Here is a 16,462-nt window from a genome sequence, read left to right as displayed (position 1 = left end):
AAAAAAAATACTTTTTAATGTAGTTTGCTGGTTAAAACGTATTTTTGACAGCTAAACTCTGCCAATTGTTACCTCAGAAAAAAGCAATACTCCTTTCTTTATGTATCAGTGTAGTCCTGATGCTGGCCAAATTTGCTGCGTATTTTATGACGCATTCCAATGCCATTCTTACCGATGCCGCAGAAAGCATCGTCAACGTTCTGGCCAGTTCCTTTGCCTTCTACAGCATCTACCTCGCTACTTTACCTAAAGATGAAAACCATCCTTACGGACATGGAAAAGTCGAATTCTTCTCCGCTTTTGTGGAAGGAATCCTGATCGCTATCGCCGGATTAATCATCATCGTTAAATCCAGCTACGACCTGGTCTTCCCCCGCGAAATCAAACAACTGTATGAAGGTGCGGTAATTATAGGGGCAACAGGAATTGTGAACCTTCTTGTGGGGCTTTACCTGATCAATACCGGTAAAAAACACCGTTCTATTACGCTGGAAGCCGATGGGAAACACCTGATGACCGATGCGATTACCAGTGCCGGTTTGGTGGTTGGGATCATTCTGATACAGCTGACACAGATATTCTGGTTGGATAGTGTCATTTCTATTTTGCTGGGATGCTATATCGTTTACAATGGATACAAGCTGACCAGAAGATCGGTTGGCGGATTAATGGACGAAAGTAATGTAGAACTGGTCAAAGAAATCGTTTGTATTTTACAGGAAAACAGACAGGAATCCTGGATTGATGTCCATAATTTAAGAGCGCAACAATATGGCGCAGATTTACATATCGATTGCCACATTACACTACCATATTATTACGACCTCAATCAGGTTCATCATGAAATATCAGCCATTGATAAAATGATCAATGTGAATGCAGCACATACCACGGAGCTTTTTATCCACGCAGACCCTTGTTTGCCGGCATGTTGCAACTATTGCAAGATGAAAAACTGTAACGTGAGACAGGAAGCATTCCGTAAGGAGATTCCATGGACGGTGGAGAATGCAACAAAAAATCAAAAACATTTCGATCAATGAGTTATTTTAACGTAAGGGTATACGGCCTGCTTATCAATGCTGACAATCAGATATTGATCAGTGATGAGCAGTCGGGGGGGAAGATTTTCAGTAAATTTCCTGGTGGTGGATTAGAACTGGGTGAAGGCCTGATTGACGCACTCAAAAGAGAATTTATGGAAGAGTGTGAAGCCGAAATTGAAGTATTGGAGCATATTTATACCACCGATTTTTACGAGAAGTCTTCCTTTAATGACAGTCAGATTTTAAGTATTTATTATATGGTAAAAGAGTTGCATCCGCTGTTACTGGATTTTAAAACCATACCTTTTGATTTTGTAGGAGATAGTTTGCAAGCCTTTAGATGGGTAGATTTGAAAGACCTTAAAGTGGAAGATGTAACCTTCCTGACAGACCAGAAAGTGGTCGAAATACTTAAAAACAGTTAAGCATGACTTTAGCAGAACGAGATCAGAAAGTAATCTGGCACCCTTATACGCAAATGAAAAATGCCTTGCCGCATATCCCGATTGTGAGGGGAGAAGGAGTCTATCTTTTTGATGAGAATGGAAAGAAATATATTGATGCCGTTTCCAGCTGGTGGGTAAATATCCACGGACATGCGCATCCGCATATTGCAAAAAAAGTAGCGGAACAATTGAATGTATTGGAGCATGTGATTTTCGCAGGCTTTACGCATGAACCGGCAGTGTTATTGGCCGAAAGGTTACTGGAAATCCTTCCTGCCGGACAGGAGAAAGTTTTCTATACCGATAATGGCTCTACAGCTGTCGAAGTTGCCCTTAAAATGTGCCTGCAATTCTGGTCTAATACCGGAAGTAAAGACCGTACTAAAATTATCGCTTTTAAAGATGCCTATCATGGGGATACTTTTGGGGCGATGTCTGTGAGTGGCCGTAGTATTTTTACCGGACCTTTCAGCTCGATGTTGTTTGATGTGGAGTTTATCGACCTTCCTACTGCCGATAATATCGGGCAGATCATATCTAAAATCAATTACCTGAGCAATGAAGTGGCTTGTTTCATCTTTGAACCAACGGTGCTTGGTGCCGGAGGGATGTTGATGTACGAAGCAGAACACCTGGATCAACTGATTCAAACTTGTCAGAAACACGGGATTTTAACGATTGCTGATGAGGTAATGACCGGTTTCGGTCGTACAGGTACTTTATTTGCCTGTGAAGCTTTAACGGCAAAACCAGATATTTTCTGTCTTTCTAAAGGATTAACAGGTGGTACAATGCCTTTGGGCGTTACCACTTGCAATGAACGGGTTTTTGAAGCGTTTTTGAGTGAAGATAAACTGAAAACATTGTATCATGGGCATTCGTTTACCGCCAACCCGGTAGCTTGCGCAGCTTCATTGGCCAGTATGGACATCCTGTTGAGTCCGGAAACTTTGCCAAATATCAAAAGGGTAAAAGCAAAACATGAAGCCTTTGCCGCGCAGATTAAAGACCATCCGAAGCTGAAAGATGTACGTCAGAAAGGAACTATTCTAGTGATGGAATGGGAAACCGGCAACGATACTTCTTATTTGAGTGGACTTAGGAACCAATTGTATTTATATTTCCTGGATAGAGGAATTATTTTAAGACCTTTGGGGAATACTATTTACATTTTACCTCCCTATATTATCAGCGATGAAGACCTGGATCATATTTATGAAACCATCATACAGGCTTTAAACGACATATAAGTTCCTGAAAATTGCGTTCCTGACCGGTTAAGGTAGGGACGCAATTGATACACCCGGTTTTGGGTAATTGCAGGGCAACTCCAGCTTTGCGCTCAATATTTCTGCGAAAAACACGTAGCATTCAGTATATTTATCCATCCATGTCCGTATTTAAGGCAAGGTTAACGGAAGATTATAGCTGATTTGTTTTATGCCTAATACCATTCGATTAGTACTATTGTTATTGCTGTGTATATTTTTTCAGTATTCCAGTGCCCAAACCAAAAGAACGCTAAGTGGGAGTGTCACTGATGCAAAAACCGGGGAAACGCTGATTGGAGCCAGCGTTAGCGTAAAAGGGAGCAGTAATGCTGCAAGCCTGACCAATGCTTACGGTTTTTATTCCATCATTGTTTCCGAAGGGAAATATGAGGTCGCCGTTAGTTTTATCGGGTATAAAACTACCATCAAACAAGTAGAAATCTCAAAGGATTTGCGCCTCAATTTTGCATTGGAGGAGGACAATCAATTGGATGAAGTTGTCATTTCGGCGAATAAAAAGAACGAAAATGTGAGTAGTCCGCAAATGGGACTGCAAAAGCTGAGTGTCCGGGAAATTAATGATGTTCCGGTGTTGCTCGGAGAACGTGATGTACTGAAAACTTTGCAACTGCTGCCGGGAATTAAATCCGCAGGAGAAGGAAATAGTGGTTTTTATGTGCGTGGCGGGGCAACGGATCAAAACCTGATCCTCCTGGATGAAGCTCCGGTATATAATGCTTCCCATTTACTCGGCTTTTTCTCCACCTTTAATTCCGACGCTATCAAAGATGTGAGCGTGTATAAAGGGGGGATGCCAGCACAGTATGGCGGTCGTTTAGCCTCGGTTCTTGATATAAAAATGAACGATGGGAACCGCAAAGAGTTCACTGCTGAAGGCGGCATTGGCCTCATCTCTTCCAGACTCAAAGTAGAAGGTCCCATTGTAAAAGATAAAGGCTCTTTTATGTTGAGTGCCAGAAGAACCTATATGGATCTTTTCTTTAAGCTTTCTCCTGATAGTTCGATCAGCGGCAATACCTTGTTCTTCTACGATTTAAATGCCAAGGCCAATTATCAGCTGGATGATAAGAACACGATCTATTTATCCGGTTATTTTGGGCGGGATAAGCTCGGTATTGCCGATGCCTTTGGCTTTAACTGGGGCAATGCAACCGTTACCCTACGCTGGAACCATTTGTATAGTAATAAGCTGTTTTCTAATACTTCCCTGATCTACAGTAATTATAATTACGTGATCCAGAATATGATGAAAGACAATAGCTTTAAAGTGAATTCTTCTATCAAAGATTTCAACCTGAAGCAGGATTTTGATTACAGGTTGAGTAATAACCATAATCTTAAATTTGGGCTCAATGTGATTCACCATACAATTGCACCTGGTAATCTAAGTGCCGAAGAAAATTCCAGTGTCAATCCAACTACTTTTGAGGACCGGAAAGGTTTAGAATCCGCCATGTATGTGTCCGACGAGTGGGCCGTAAATGAGCGCTTTAACCTGGTTTATGGTTTGAGGCTGAGTAGTTTTTCTTTAGTAGGCCCCGGTAATTTCAAAAGCTATGATGCAGATGGGAATACCATTTCCAGTAAATATTACAGTGCAGGGCAACTCGTTAAGACCTATTTCAATCTGGAGCCCAGGATATCTGCCAGTTATCAGTTAAACCCTTCCGCTGCGATAAAAGGAGCTTATACCAGGAATGTTCAGAATATTCATCTGATGTCTAATTCTACTTCAACTTCGCCAACGGATTTATACATTATGAACAGCAATAACGTAAAACCGGAAATTGCAGATCAGGTTGCAACTGGCTTTTTTAAGAACTTTAATGATGATAAATATGAATTCTCCGCAGAAGTTTACTACAAATGGATGCAAAATCAAATCGAATACCGCAGTGGAACAGATTTAAGAGGGAATGGAAATGTGGAAGCAGATTTGTTGTTTGGCGATGGGCGTGCCTACGGGATTGAATTGTTTTTGAAGAAAAGATTTGGCAGGTTCAATGGCTGGATTGGCTATACTTTATCCAAAACAGAGCGTAAATTTGAGGCCATCAATGAAGGGAAATGGTTTTATGCGAAACAAGACCGGACTCATGACATCTCCCTGGTCGGGATTTATAAAGCGAGTCCACGCTGGACTTTCTCTTCTGTTTTTGTCTACAATACGGGGAATGCAGTCACTTATCCGAGTGGTAAATATGAAATTAATGGGAATACCGCTTTTTATTACAAAGAAAAGAATGGTTACCGGACGCCAGCGTATCACCGTTTAGATGTGGCAGCTACGCTGGAAGGAAAGCCAGGAAAGAAACTGCAATCCAGCTGGTCTTTTGGAATCTACAATGTGTACAACAGACAGAATGCTTTTTCAATTGATTTTAAAGACAATCCTGATGATCCTACGCGGACAGAGGTGGTTAGAACCACTTTGTTCGGAATCATCCCTTCGGTAACCTGGAACTTCAAATTTTAAACGACAGTACTCATGAAGAAAATGAAACTATATATCGGATTGATCATGATCCTTCTTTTTACCGCCTGTGAGAAAGTGATCGAGTTAAAACTGGATGAAGCTACACCAGTTGTGGTAATTGATGGTGGCGTTAGCGATCAGAATGAGGTTCAGCGGATTAAAATTTCTAAAACCTACAGCTTCACCGAACCCAATAAATTTAATGGGGCAACAGGGGCGAAAGTGGTACTTGGCGTAGATGGCTCAGGTTCCATCGTTTTTAAAGAAGTGTCTCCTGGGATTTATGAGAGCGTGAAATTCAAAGGTAAATCCGGTTCTAAATACGATATTTCAGTGACGCTGGAAGGCCAGACTTACCAAGCCAGCTCGGTTATGCCAGCCAGGGTTCCTATGGATTCGCTTACTTTTAAAAGCTATAACCTTTTTGGAGAAACTAAGAATTATGTAGCCGTAAATTATAGAGATCCTGCCGGAGTAGCCAATCAGTACCGTTATATCCTGAAATTTAAAGGTGTGGTAGAGAAAGATGTCGTTTCCGAAGACCGTTTTGATGATGGTAATAAAGTAACCAATGTGATCTTTTATGAGCTGAATGACCTGGTTAAAGGTGATTCTATTCAGGTAGAAATTCAATGTGTGGACCGAAATGTATACCGTTATTTTTTTAGTATGGGCCAGAATTCCGGGGCTGGTGGTCCACCGGTAGCGCCTGCAAATCCTCCTTCTAACTTTAGTAATGGCGCATTGGGCGTATTCAATGCACATACTTCCAGTATCAGAACCGCGCTTATTAAATAAGAATAGGCTAGTAAAGCAACATTGTGTCATCTTTATGTTGTATTACTGCAATTGTGTTGCATTACTGGCGTGCCTTTCTAACTTTGTTTTTCACTGGTTAACAGCTGGCTATTATTTATGAAAAGAACTGATCAGCCATTTGTTCCGTTTAAACCTTAAAACAAAATAAAGATGGAAAAGGAATCAACACAAGAAGTAATTATTATTGGTGGAAGTTACGCCGGCCTTTCTGCAGCGATGGCTTTAGGCAGGGCAGGAAGAAAAGTGCTGGTTATAGATAGCGGGAAGCCCTGCAATACACAAACGCCACATTCTCATAATTTTCTCACACAGGACGGGCAGGAACCTGCAACAATTGCGGCTATCGCTTTATCGGAGGTTTTAAAATATCCAACACTGAGTCATTTAAATGATCTGGTAATTTCCGCCAGGCGAATTGCTGATGGTTTTGAATTGAAAACGGCTTCAGGTCGGTCTTTTAAAGCTTTAAAGCTATTGTTTGCAACCGGTGTAAAAGACCTGATGCCCGCAATAAAGGGCTTTTCGGAATGCTGGGGTATCTCTGTGATTCATTGTCCCTATTGCCATGGCTATGAAATTGCCCAACAAAAGACAGCCTTGCTCGCCAATGGTGAAACCGCATTTCACATGGCACAGGTGCTAAGTCAGTGGACAAAAGACCTGGTATTGTACACAAATGGGCAGGTTCAACTGAGCGAAGAACAGCAGCAACAATTGCATCTTCATGGTATTCCGGTGATTGATACGCCTGTTCAAGAAATCCAGCAGGAGGATGGGCAGCTGAAAAGCTTGTTATTGGCAGATGGACAAGCTCATTTCTTTAAAGCGATGTATAGCAGGGTCAGTTTTGCTCAACATTCGGATCTTCCCGAAAGTCTGGGCTGTACAATTAACGAGCAAGGTTATTTGGTGCTGGATGATAAAAAACAGACTAGCATTCCCGGTGTTTATGCTGCCGGCGACAATACCACTATGGCGCGGACAGTTTCCATGGCAGTGGCATCGGGCACTTTATCAGGGGTTGCAATCAACTCGGCATTGACCCTTGAAAGCTGGTAAAATCAGCTTTTTTTTTCTTCACAAGGAAATATATATAGCTAAAGAAATGATTTTTTGAAATAGCTTTTTCCCTGCGTAAATCTTTATCTTAAGTCATATTGAAGCTATATAAATCGTCGTAATTTGTTTTCTGCTGGAAACATTACTAACTTTAGGTTTCTTAAGGTAAATTTCAATGGCGACTCATATAGATCTGGATACTACAACATTAGAGGAAGAACGCATACAAGCCCTAAAAAGGTATAGTATTCTGGATACGCCTCCTGATGGTTCATTTGATAAGCTCACCAAGCTGGCGGCAACGCTGTTGAAAGTACCTATCGCAATTGTGAGTCTGGTAGACACGGATCGTATCTGGTTTAAATCGAAATACGGATTGGATGCACAGCAAATTGACAGAGATGAAGGTCTTTGTGCTTCCGTGATTTTTTCTGATGACCTTTACCTGGTGGAAGATGCATCCTTAGATCCAAGAACTTTGGCAAATCCACTGGTAGCCGGTGAATTCGGATTGCGGTTTTATGCTGCAGTACCCTTGCGTACCAGAGATGGTTTTAACCTGGGGACTTTTTGTGTTATCGATAAATCGCCAAGGATATTAACTGAAGAAGAGGAGCTGATCCTTCGGGATTTGAGAGATATTGTGATGGATCAGATCGAGTTGAGGTTAGCCTCCAGAACGAGCATCGCGCAACACAATCAAATTCTTAATACCACTGCCCATGATCTAAAGAACCCTTTAACAACCATTCCTGTCCGTGCAGATCTGATTAAAATGAAGAAAGATAACCACGAAATGGTGGATACACTTTGTGATCAGATTAAAATCGCCAGCCTCAATATGGTGCGAATTATCGATGAACTATTGCAGGTAGGAAGTATGGAAGCGGGCAAAATACATTTGATGCTCATCAAAGTTAATGTTTCCTTTTTAGTGAGTAATGTGGTCTCCATGAATCAGCCTCTGGCGGAAAGAAAGAACCAGACCCTTCATTTTAGTTATGAAAAAGACCTGTATGTAAATGCAGATGAAGGGAAGCTGACGGAAATTATTGACAATCTGATCAACAATGCGATCAAATATTCAGCGCAAGGTAAACCTATCTATATTCGGGTAAGAGAACTTGCAGGTAAAGTGCTGATTGAGGTGGAGGATGAGGGATTAGGCCTTACACAAGAAGATAAAGGGAAATTGTACCAGCGTTTTACCCGCTTAAGCGCACAACCAACGGCAGGAGAGATTTCTACTGGTCTTGGGCTATCCATTGTGAAAGTATTGGTGGAAGCACATGACGGGAGCATTCATGCGGAAAGCGAAGGAAAAGATAAAGGTTGTAAATTCATTGTGGAATTACCCGGCAGGAATGGCTAAATCACCTGAGGTTAAAAACAGGTGACTTCCCAATGTCTGAGCCAGTCTTTTCCAGGCTCCAGGTTAACCATACCTTCTTTATGGATCAGCTGCTGATCATGATGAACGGGATCGGCGATGCCACACCAGGGTTCCAGACAAACAAAATCAGCGTCTTTGGCAGCCCAGATACCGAAGTATGGAAAAGCTTCGAAATGAAAGTCCAGACCATGAGGACTTTTGTCGCTCTTTAAACGAATTTTATTGCTTTTCAGATTTTTAAATACCAGGGCATCCTTGTAAAATAACTCATGAGTTAAGGCCAGCTTTCCCGCGGCTGTTAAACGAATAGTTTCGGTGGTGTCAGTGATCAGGTTATCAAAGACCTCATGAACCTTCAACTCTGAATCCTTGTTAAACTGCAGGTAATAATCCTGGTAACTTAAGGTGGGTTTAAGCGGTAGACTAAAGGCCGGATGGCCACCTACAGAAAACCATAAGTCATTGTCGCCGGTGTTTAAAACCTCATAACCACAACAAAGCGTGTTGCCGGTTAGCCGGTAATGTAGGCCTAGCTGGAACTTAAAAGGATAAACTTTTAAACTTTCCTCATCTTCTTTCAGTAGAAACAAGACCTCTTCTTCACTGATTTTAATGGCCTCAAATTCCCTGTCCCTCGCAAAACCATGTCTGGGTAAGTGGTAAGACTGGCCCTCAAAATAGTAAGTATCGTCCTTTAAGCCCCCTACAATAGGGAATAAAACCGGGCTACGCTTTCCCCAGAATTGGGGATTTCCATTCCAAAGGTAGGATAAACCTGTTTGTTTACTTTCCAGGCTTTGTAATTCTGCCCCTTTAGTAGAAAAGGAGACAGAAATTTCTGCATTTTCCAAAGTAATGATCATAGATAAAAGTAAAAATTAAATATTACATTTAGGCTCTGTCTGGCAACAAAATGAACTTAGAGAAAAAATTATCTTCCAGTACCAATATTTTATTTAAAAGGCCCAAAGTAACCGGAGCGGTTATTTCTCTGCTGCTCATCACGCTGATTCTTTACATTGCAAATCAGCGCTACCAGATGGTTAAGGACGACCAGCGACTGGAGATGAACCGGGTTTTAAATGTGGTACGTTACAATGTAGACCAATCCCTCAAAAACAGTTACACCGCTGCTTTAACCTTAGGCTTAACGATTAGCGGTGATGGGAAGCCCAGAGATTTCGAGCTGGTTGCCGAACAACTGATCCAATCTAATCCCAATCTCCAGGCGGTAGAGCTGGTGCCAGATGGGGTGATTAAATACATCTATCCCTTAAAAGGCAATGAGGCCGCTTTAAATATCAATGTTTTTAAGCTGTCGAAAGAGATTAGTCTGGAAGCGAAAAAAGCAGTGGAACACCGGAAGATGTATTTTGCCGGGCCAATGAAGCTCAAGCAGGGTGGAGTGGGTATTGTTGGCCGGATGCCTTTGTTTTTCGACAATAAGTTCTGGGGGTTTTCTGCGGTAGTGATCAAGCTGGATATCTTTTTAAAAGAAGCAGGAGTTAGGGAAGTTGCCAAGGGGCGTTATGCTTTTCAATTGTCCAAAATTAACCCTGCAACGGGTATGGAGGAGTTTTTTATGCCAAAAATACAGACTACTCCCGATGCGGTTAAGGAAAGCGTCACCTTTTCTGATGGCAACTGGAAATTGTACATGATGAGCATTCCAAGCTATAAGCCCTATATAAAAATCATATTGCCTACCATCTTTGCTATTTTTCTTGCCGGTTTAAGCGGGTTTTTAGTCTCCCTGGTGTTCAAAAGACCGGCAGAACTGGAACAACTGGTGCATGTTCAGGCCAGTAGATTACTGGAAAATGAACTGAAGTTTAAAACGATATTCGACCAGGCAGCAATCGGAATTATGGAAGTAGATTCCAATACCGGCGATTTACTTCATGTGAACTCCCGTCTCTGTAAAATCCTCGGTTATTCTGCCGAAGAGCTGGAAAGTAAGCGCTTTCAAATGCTGAGTCATCCTGACGATCTGGACAATGGCCTCAATTATTTCGAGCGTATGGAGAACGGGGAGATCTCCGAATTTGAATTACTGAAAAGGTATTTACATCAGGACGGAACAGTGGTTTGGGCAAACCTGGTGATCACCCCACTGTGGCATCCGGGCACTAAGCCAACCAGTCACATTGCGATTGTAGAAGATGTAACGGAAAAAATTGAGGCAGAACGCATCGCGGTAGAATATAGACAGCGGATTGAATCATTGATCAATACCATTGACGGAATCGTATGGGAAGCCAATCCTTTTACTTTTGAATTTGCTTTTGTGAGTGAAAAATCAAAAGATATTCTTGGATATAGTAGCGAGGAATGGCTGGCTTCTCCAACATTCTGGCTGGATCATATTCATCCGGAAGACCGGGAATACCGCCTTCATTATTGTTATTCTTTTGCCGATAAACTGGAACAGCATGATTTTGAGTACCGCATGATTGCTAAAGATGGTCGTATTGTCTGGTTAAGAGATATTGTGAATGTGGTGATCTCGCAGGGGAAGGTGGTGATGCTCAGGGGAATCATGATTGATATCAGCAGGAATAAACAGGCGGAGAAAGATTTGAATCACTCTTTTGACCTGGTCAATGAACAGAATAAGCGGTTGCTGAATTTCTCTTACATCGTTTCTCATAACCTGCGTTCGCATACGAGTAACATCCAGTCTATCGCTGCTTTGATCGAATCTGCAAGCTCCAATGAGGAGCGGAATGAGATGGTAGCTTTATTGAAGACCGTATCAAATTCCTTGAATGAAACATTGTTGAACCTAAATAAGGTGGTGAATATTCAAACCAATATCAATGTAATTGTGGAGCCATTGGAGCTGCGCGAATATATCAACAGGACATTGGATGTATTACAAGATCAGATTGTGTTGAAAAAGGCCCGCATCATCAATAGGGTGTCGGAAGAAGTGCTGGTCAACTATAATCCGGCGTATCTGGAAAGTATCCTGCTGAATTTTATCTTTAATGCGATCAGGTATAGTCACCCGGAACGGAGCCCTATAATTGAACTGAGTTGCGCCATGGAAAGCCAGCTGGTTTTAAAGATCAAGGATAACGGGATCGGAATGGACCTGGAGAAGCATGGCGCGGAGTTGTTTGGGATGTATAAAACTTTCAATGGTAATGCCGATTCCAGAGGGGTTGGGCTATTTATTTCGAAGAATCAGATCGACGCGATGGGTGGAAAGGTGACGGTAGAAAGTGAATTTGGTACGGGAACTACTTTTACGATATTCTTTAAATAAAAACTGCGATGCCTTTTTAAAAGCACCGCAGTAGGTTTGTTATTTAGTTTTTGGGGGATATTATTGGTAATTACCACCACCTAAGGCGGTATAAAGAATTACATCAGCAGCTAGTCGCTGGCGTTTTAAATCGCTCAGTTCCAGTTCGCTTTGCAGCAAGCTGCCTTGTGCAAGAATCACTTCCAGATAGGTGGCCATGCCGCTTTTGTACAACATATCTGCATTCTTAATCGCCGAGCGTAAGGTGTTTACACGGGCTTCTGCCAGTACCAGCTGCTCTTTTAAGCGGGCAGCGGTAGTTAAGGCATCAGCCACTTCGGTTACCGCTACAAGAACGGTTTGTCTGAATGCCAGCACCGATTTCTCTCTTTCTATTTTCGCGATCTCAAACCTGGTTTTCAACAGTCTGCGTTGAAAAATTGGTTGAGCTACAGATCCGGCTACCACTCCAAAAAGAGAACCTGGAATGTTAAACCAGTTGCTGGCTTTAAAGGAATTTAAACCACCCTGAGCGGTAATGTTTAAGGTAGGGTACATACTTGCCTGAGCAATGCCAACAGCGTCGTTGGCAGCACATAAGCTGTATTCACTAGCCTTAACATCCGCACGGTTGTTTAATAAGGCGACTGGATAACCAGCAGGAATTTGAACTGCCGGACTGATTTCATTCAGTTTCTTTAAGCGGTAAACCGAGGCAGGAAGGGTACCTGTCAGCATACTTAACGCATTTTCCTGAATGCTGATGTTTTGCAGCAGGGCAGGAACCAGTTGTTCTGAGCTTAGTTTCTGTGCTTCTGCCTGTTGAATGGCCAAAATGGTGGTTAAACCAGCATCCCATTGCAATTTAGTCATCCTTAAGGTACTGTCATTTAAAGCGACTGTTCTGTTAGCGATGCGCAATTGCTCATCCAACATCAACAGGTTGTAATAACCCGTAGCTACACTGGAAACCAATTTGCTGCGGACCAGTTTTGAGGCTTCCTGTGTTTGCAGGTATTTAGAAAGCGCCTGTGCTTTCATCCCTCTTAATTTACCCCACAAGCCAACTTCCCAGGATAAATTCAGGGCGGCATTATAATCCTGAACCGTAGTGGTACCTAGAAACTGTCCCATACTTAAGCCATTCAGACTGTTTTTTGAAGGCCTGCTGGTATTGGCCTGGATATTTGCACCCAGTTCCGGTAAGAAGTTGACCTTCGCTTCCTTTAAACTCTGATTGGCTTCATCGATGTTTTTCAAGGCAATCAGTAAGTCAAAGTTTTTGATATTGGCACTGTCGATCAGTTGTTGTAATTCCGGATCATTAAAGAATGCTTTGGTACTTAAAGCAGCTACACTGAGCGAATCAGTGGAGGTCTGCGCAGCACGGTATTGTGCCGGCAGATCTGTTGCCGGACGCACATACTCTTTGCCAACCTTGCATCCTGCGGACAGGATGGCAAGGGCTGTGATGGCATATAATTTATTACTGTGATTCATGATTATTTAGATTTGACCTGTGGGTCGGTGTCTAATCCCGGTTTTCCGGTTATTTTTTCCTGTAAGGATTGGAATACAACGAAGAGTACAGGGATGATAAACAGTCCCAGCACTACTCCGGCAAGCATCCCACCGGCAGCACCGGTACTGATCGAGCGGTTACCCATGGCAGAGCCACCGGTAGCAACCATCAAGGGAATCATACCCGCAACGAAAGCGAGGGAAGTCATCAGGATCGGTCTTAAACGTAGTCTGGAACCTTCTAAGGCTGCTGCAATCAGGTCCATACCTTCTTTACGACGTTGTAAGGCAAACTCAATGATCAGAATGGCATTTTTAGCCAGTAATCCAATCAGCATGATCAATCCGATCTGTACATAGATGTTGTTGTCGATACCAGCAAGCTTAATGGCAATAAACACACCTAAAAGGCCGGTAGGGATAGATAACATCACTGCTAATGGTAAAATATAACTCTCATATTGAGCGGCCAGCAGGAAGTATACAAACAGTAAACTCAATGCCAGAATGAATATGGTTTGCGATCCCGAAGATTTCTCTTCTCTGGAAAGGCCATTCCATTCGTAGCTATAACCATTAGGGAGTTTTTCTGCCAGTAATTTCTCTACTTCTTCCATGATCTTTCCATTGCTCACCCCAGGTTTGGCGATCGCATTGATGGTGATGGAATTGAATAGATTGTAACGGTCTACAGACTCAGGTCCGTATACTTTTTTAACAGATACTAACTCACTTGCAGGTACCATATCACCTTTGGCATTTTTTACAAACACCATGTTCAGTGATTCTTTATCCGTCCTGAAAACACCATCCGCTTTTACATTAACACGGTAATATTTACCGAAACGGTTAAAGTCGGAAGCTTGAGAACCACCATAATATACCTGGATGGTACTTAGTAAATCCTTCACACTTACACCCAGTTGTTTGGCTTTTTCGTCATTTACTTCCAGCTCAAACTGCGGATAATCTGCTTTAAAAGTGGTAAAAGCGACAGCTACACCATCAACGCCGAATAGTTCACCAACAATCTGGTTAGCTACCTGACTGAATTTCTGCAGGTCTCCACCTGTTCGGTCCTGTAATACAAACTCTACCCCACCAATTGCACCATATCCGGCAACAGGAGGCATACGGAATACACTTACTGTTCCTTCTTTAAGTGTGGCCATTTTAGCATTAACCATACCCAATACCTCGTCCATGTTCTGAACTTCACCTCTTTCTTTTGGTGCTTTCAGTTTGACAAAGCCCAGTCCATAAGCCGGACTGGAAGAGTTACTCATGATGTTGAAACCGGATACACTGGTTGTCGTTTTTACTGCTTCAAAAGATTTGAACGTAGAGTCTACCTTTTTGATGAACTTGGTAGTACGGTCTAAACCAGTACCGGAAGGCATCGTTAAGGAGTAAATCATGAAACTATCATCCTCCATAGGTACAAAACCTTTAGGGGTATTGTTCATCATGTAAAGCGTTAAGCCGGTTACGATTGCCAATCCGCCTAAACTCAGCCATTTGAATTTAATCAGCCATTTCAGACTACCAATGTATTTATTGGTCATACGATCAAAAGAGGTATTGAAAGCCGAGAAGAAGCGCTGAGAAAAACCTTGTTTCTTACCTGCTTTTTCTGCGTGCGGGTTCTTTAAGAACAAGGCACATAAGGCCGGACTTAAAGTAAGTGCGTTAACCGCAGAAATCAGAATCGCGATAGCCAGGGTAAAGGCGAATTGTTTATAGAAAATCCCCGAAGAGCCTTCCATGAAGCCAATCGGCAGGAATACCGCCGCCATCACCAGGGTAATCGATACAATGGCTCCGGTAATTTCACTCATGGCAGAGTAAGTGGCTTCGCGGGCAGTTAAGTCTGAACCCTCCATTTTAGCATGGACAGCCTCTACCACCACAATCGCATCATCCACCACAATACCAATGGCAAGTACCAATGCAAATAAAGTCAATACGTTGACCGTAAATCCAATTAGTTGTAAAAAGAAGAAGGTACCAATAATCGCTACCGGAACGGCAATTGCCGGGATCAGGGTAGACCTGAAATCCTGCAGGAAGATAAATACCACAATAAATACCAGAATAAAGGCCTCAATTAAGGTTGTTTTTACCTGACTGATTGATTCATCTAATCTTTCTTTCGTACTCTGAATAATTTCATAATTGATCCCTTTTGGGAAATCCTTAGCGGCTTTAATTAAAGACTTACGAACCGCAATTTCAATCTCATTGGCATTGGAACCACTGGCTTGCAGGATACCTAAAGTAACGGCATCCATACCATCCATTTTGGTGTCACTGGAATAACTTGCTGCACCAAACTCTATTCTGGCTACGTCTTTTAAACGCAGTACACCACCATCCGCAGATGATTTAATGATCAGGTTCTCATATTGTTCAGGCAGGTTTAATTTTCCTTTATATTTCACCACATATTCGATCGCTTCTTTAGATTCTTCTCCGAATTTACCCGGAGCAGTCTCCAGACTCTGATCTGCAATAGCTGCGGTAATGTCTCCCGGCGTTAAGTTATTGGCCGCCATTTTCTGCGGATTTAACCAGACACGCATCGAGTAATCTTTGGAACCAAACATCTGCACCTGACCTACACCCTGAATCCTTTTTAGTTCAGGAACAAGGTTGATCTTGATGTAATTTTGCAGGAACTTCTCATCATATTTTGTACGGTCTTCGCTATAAACGTTGAAGTACATCACATTACTGTTCTGCTGTTTGGAGGTACTAATCCCTGCTTGTAAAACTTCCGGTGGCATCTGACTGTTGATCTGTGCTACGCGGTTCTGCACGTTTACTGCGGCCTGATCCGGGTCTGTACCTTGTTTAAATACGATGGATACAGAGAATGAACCGTCATTACTGGCGGAAGATTTCATGTAGTCCATGTTTTCTACCCCATTGATAGACTCCTCCAGGGGGGTAATCACCGAACGGATTACGGCCTCTGAGTTTCCTCCTGGATATACACCGGAAACGAAAATAGTGGGAGGGGCAATGTCGGGAAACTGGGTAATCGGCAAACGGGTAAGTCCCACGATCCCCAGGAGTACCAGGAGAACAGAGATCACCGTTGCCAATACCGGCCTTCTTATAATAGATTGTAACATGTTGTTTTTTAGTTAAAGGGGTA

The 16,462-nt window shown here is 42.5% G+C and carries 11 protein-coding genes; 8 read left to right on the top strand and 3 right to left on the bottom strand.

Annotation, left to right across the window (positions count from 1 at the left end; all coding sequences use genetic code 11):
* Positions 1–119: 119 nt before the first annotated feature.
* The 7 genes from R2Q66_RS17205 (at position 120) to R2Q66_RS17175 (ending at position 8,510) form a co-directional block, all read left to right on the top strand.
* Positions 120–1,043, top strand: coding sequence for a cation diffusion facilitator family transporter (locus tag R2Q66_RS17205; RefSeq protein WP_410479439.1), 924 nt, complete (start codon positions 120–122; stop codon positions 1,041–1,043).
* Positions 1,040–1,471 carry an NUDIX domain-containing protein gene (locus tag R2Q66_RS17200; protein WP_316751259.1) on the top strand — a complete coding sequence of 144 codons (432 nt, stop codon included), beginning with the start codon at positions 1,040–1,042 and terminating at the stop codon, positions 1,469–1,471. The genes R2Q66_RS17205 and R2Q66_RS17200 overlap by 4 nt, the downstream gene beginning before the upstream one ends.
* A gap of 2 nt (positions 1,472–1,473) precedes the next feature.
* The gene (bioA, locus tag R2Q66_RS17195; RefSeq protein ID WP_316751257.1) at positions 1,474–2,742 is read left to right on the top strand and encodes an adenosylmethionine--8-amino-7-oxononanoate transaminase; all 1,269 of its coding nucleotides are present in this window, start codon (positions 1,474–1,476) and stop codon (positions 2,740–2,742) included.
* Positions 2,743–2,932: 190 nt separating this feature from the next.
* A complete protein-coding gene (locus tag R2Q66_RS17190) occupies positions 2,933–5,260 on the top strand; it encodes a TonB-dependent receptor (RefSeq protein ID WP_316751254.1) in 2,328 nt (775 codons plus the stop codon).
* Between the two features lie 12 nt (positions 5,261–5,272).
* On the top strand, positions 5,273–6,058 hold the full coding sequence (locus tag R2Q66_RS17185) for a DUF4249 domain-containing protein (protein ID WP_316751252.1): 786 nt from the start codon (positions 5,273–5,275) through the stop codon (positions 6,056–6,058).
* Positions 6,059–6,229: 171 nt separating this feature from the next.
* Positions 6,230–7,138 carry an NAD(P)/FAD-dependent oxidoreductase gene (locus R2Q66_RS17180; RefSeq protein ID WP_316751250.1) on the top strand — a complete coding sequence of 303 codons (909 nt, stop codon included), beginning with the start codon at positions 6,230–6,232 and terminating at the stop codon, positions 7,136–7,138.
* 175 nt (positions 7,139–7,313) lie between these two features.
* A complete protein-coding gene (locus R2Q66_RS17175) occupies positions 7,314–8,510 on the top strand; it encodes a GAF domain-containing sensor histidine kinase (RefSeq protein ID WP_316751248.1) in 1,197 nt (398 codons plus the stop codon).
* A gap of 11 nt (positions 8,511–8,521) precedes the next feature.
* Here R2Q66_RS17175 and R2Q66_RS17170 read toward each other — a convergent pair whose 3' ends face one another.
* A complete protein-coding gene (locus tag R2Q66_RS17170) occupies positions 8,522–9,394 on the bottom strand; it encodes an aldose 1-epimerase family protein (RefSeq protein ID WP_316751246.1) in 873 nt (290 codons plus the stop codon).
* A 50-nt stretch (positions 9,395–9,444) separates the two neighbouring features.
* Here R2Q66_RS17170 and R2Q66_RS17165 point away from each other — a divergent pair, with 50 nt between their 5' ends.
* A complete protein-coding gene (locus tag R2Q66_RS17165) occupies positions 9,445–11,802 on the top strand; it encodes a PAS domain S-box protein (RefSeq protein WP_316751244.1) in 2,358 nt (785 codons plus the stop codon).
* Positions 11,803–11,862: 60 nt separating this feature from the next.
* On the opposite strand, the gene R2Q66_RS17160 is transcribed toward R2Q66_RS17165, so the two are convergent.
* Positions 11,863–13,281 (bottom strand): efflux transporter outer membrane subunit, encoded by a 1,419-nt coding sequence (locus tag R2Q66_RS17160; protein ID WP_316751242.1) that lies wholly within the window; start codon positions 13,279–13,281, stop codon positions 11,863–11,865.
* Between the two features lie 2 nt (positions 13,282–13,283).
* Entirely contained in the window at positions 13,284–16,439 is a 3,156-nt protein-coding gene (locus R2Q66_RS17155) for an efflux RND transporter permease subunit (protein WP_316751240.1), read from the bottom strand.
* Positions 16,440–16,462: the final 23 nt, after the last annotated feature.

The organism is Pedobacter gandavensis, assembly GCF_032677645.1.
In the GTDB taxonomy this organism is placed as follows: Bacteria; Bacteroidota; Bacteroidia; order Sphingobacteriales; family Sphingobacteriaceae; genus Pedobacter; species Pedobacter gandavensis_A.
The sequence above is the reverse complement of the archived record's forward strand: the minus strand, read 5'-3'. Positions and strand labels throughout refer to the sequence as shown.

Coding starts and splice junctions, on each gene's coding strand:
- R2Q66_RS17190 (WP_316751254.1), top strand. CDS start 2,933: ATGCCTAATACCATTCGATTAGTACTATTGTTATTGCTGTGTATATTT.
- R2Q66_RS17175 (WP_316751248.1), top strand. CDS start 7,314: ATGGCGACTCATATAGATCTGGATACTACAACATTAGAGGAAGAACGC.
- R2Q66_RS17205 (WP_410479439.1), top strand. CDS start 120: ATGCTGGCCAAATTTGCTGCGTATTTTATGACGCATTCCAATGCCATT.
- R2Q66_RS17170 (WP_316751246.1), bottom strand. CDS start 9,394: ATGATCATTACTTTGGAAAATGCAGAAATTTCTGTCTCCTTTTCTACT.
- bioA (WP_316751257.1), top strand. CDS start 1,474: ATGACTTTAGCAGAACGAGATCAGAAAGTAATCTGGCACCCTTATACG.
- R2Q66_RS17180 (WP_316751250.1), top strand. CDS start 6,230: ATGGAAAAGGAATCAACACAAGAAGTAATTATTATTGGTGGAAGTTAC.
- R2Q66_RS17185 (WP_316751252.1), top strand. CDS start 5,273: ATGAAGAAAATGAAACTATATATCGGATTGATCATGATCCTTCTTTTT.
- R2Q66_RS17155 (WP_316751240.1), bottom strand. CDS start 16,439: ATGTTACAATCTATTATAAGAAGGCCGGTATTGGCAACGGTGATCTCT.
- R2Q66_RS17160 (WP_316751242.1), bottom strand. CDS start 13,281: ATGAATCACAGTAATAAATTATATGCCATCACAGCCCTTGCCATCCTG.
- R2Q66_RS17200 (WP_316751259.1), top strand. CDS start 1,040: ATGAGTTATTTTAACGTAAGGGTATACGGCCTGCTTATCAATGCTGAC.
- R2Q66_RS17165 (WP_316751244.1), top strand. CDS start 9,445: ATGAACTTAGAGAAAAAATTATCTTCCAGTACCAATATTTTATTTAAA.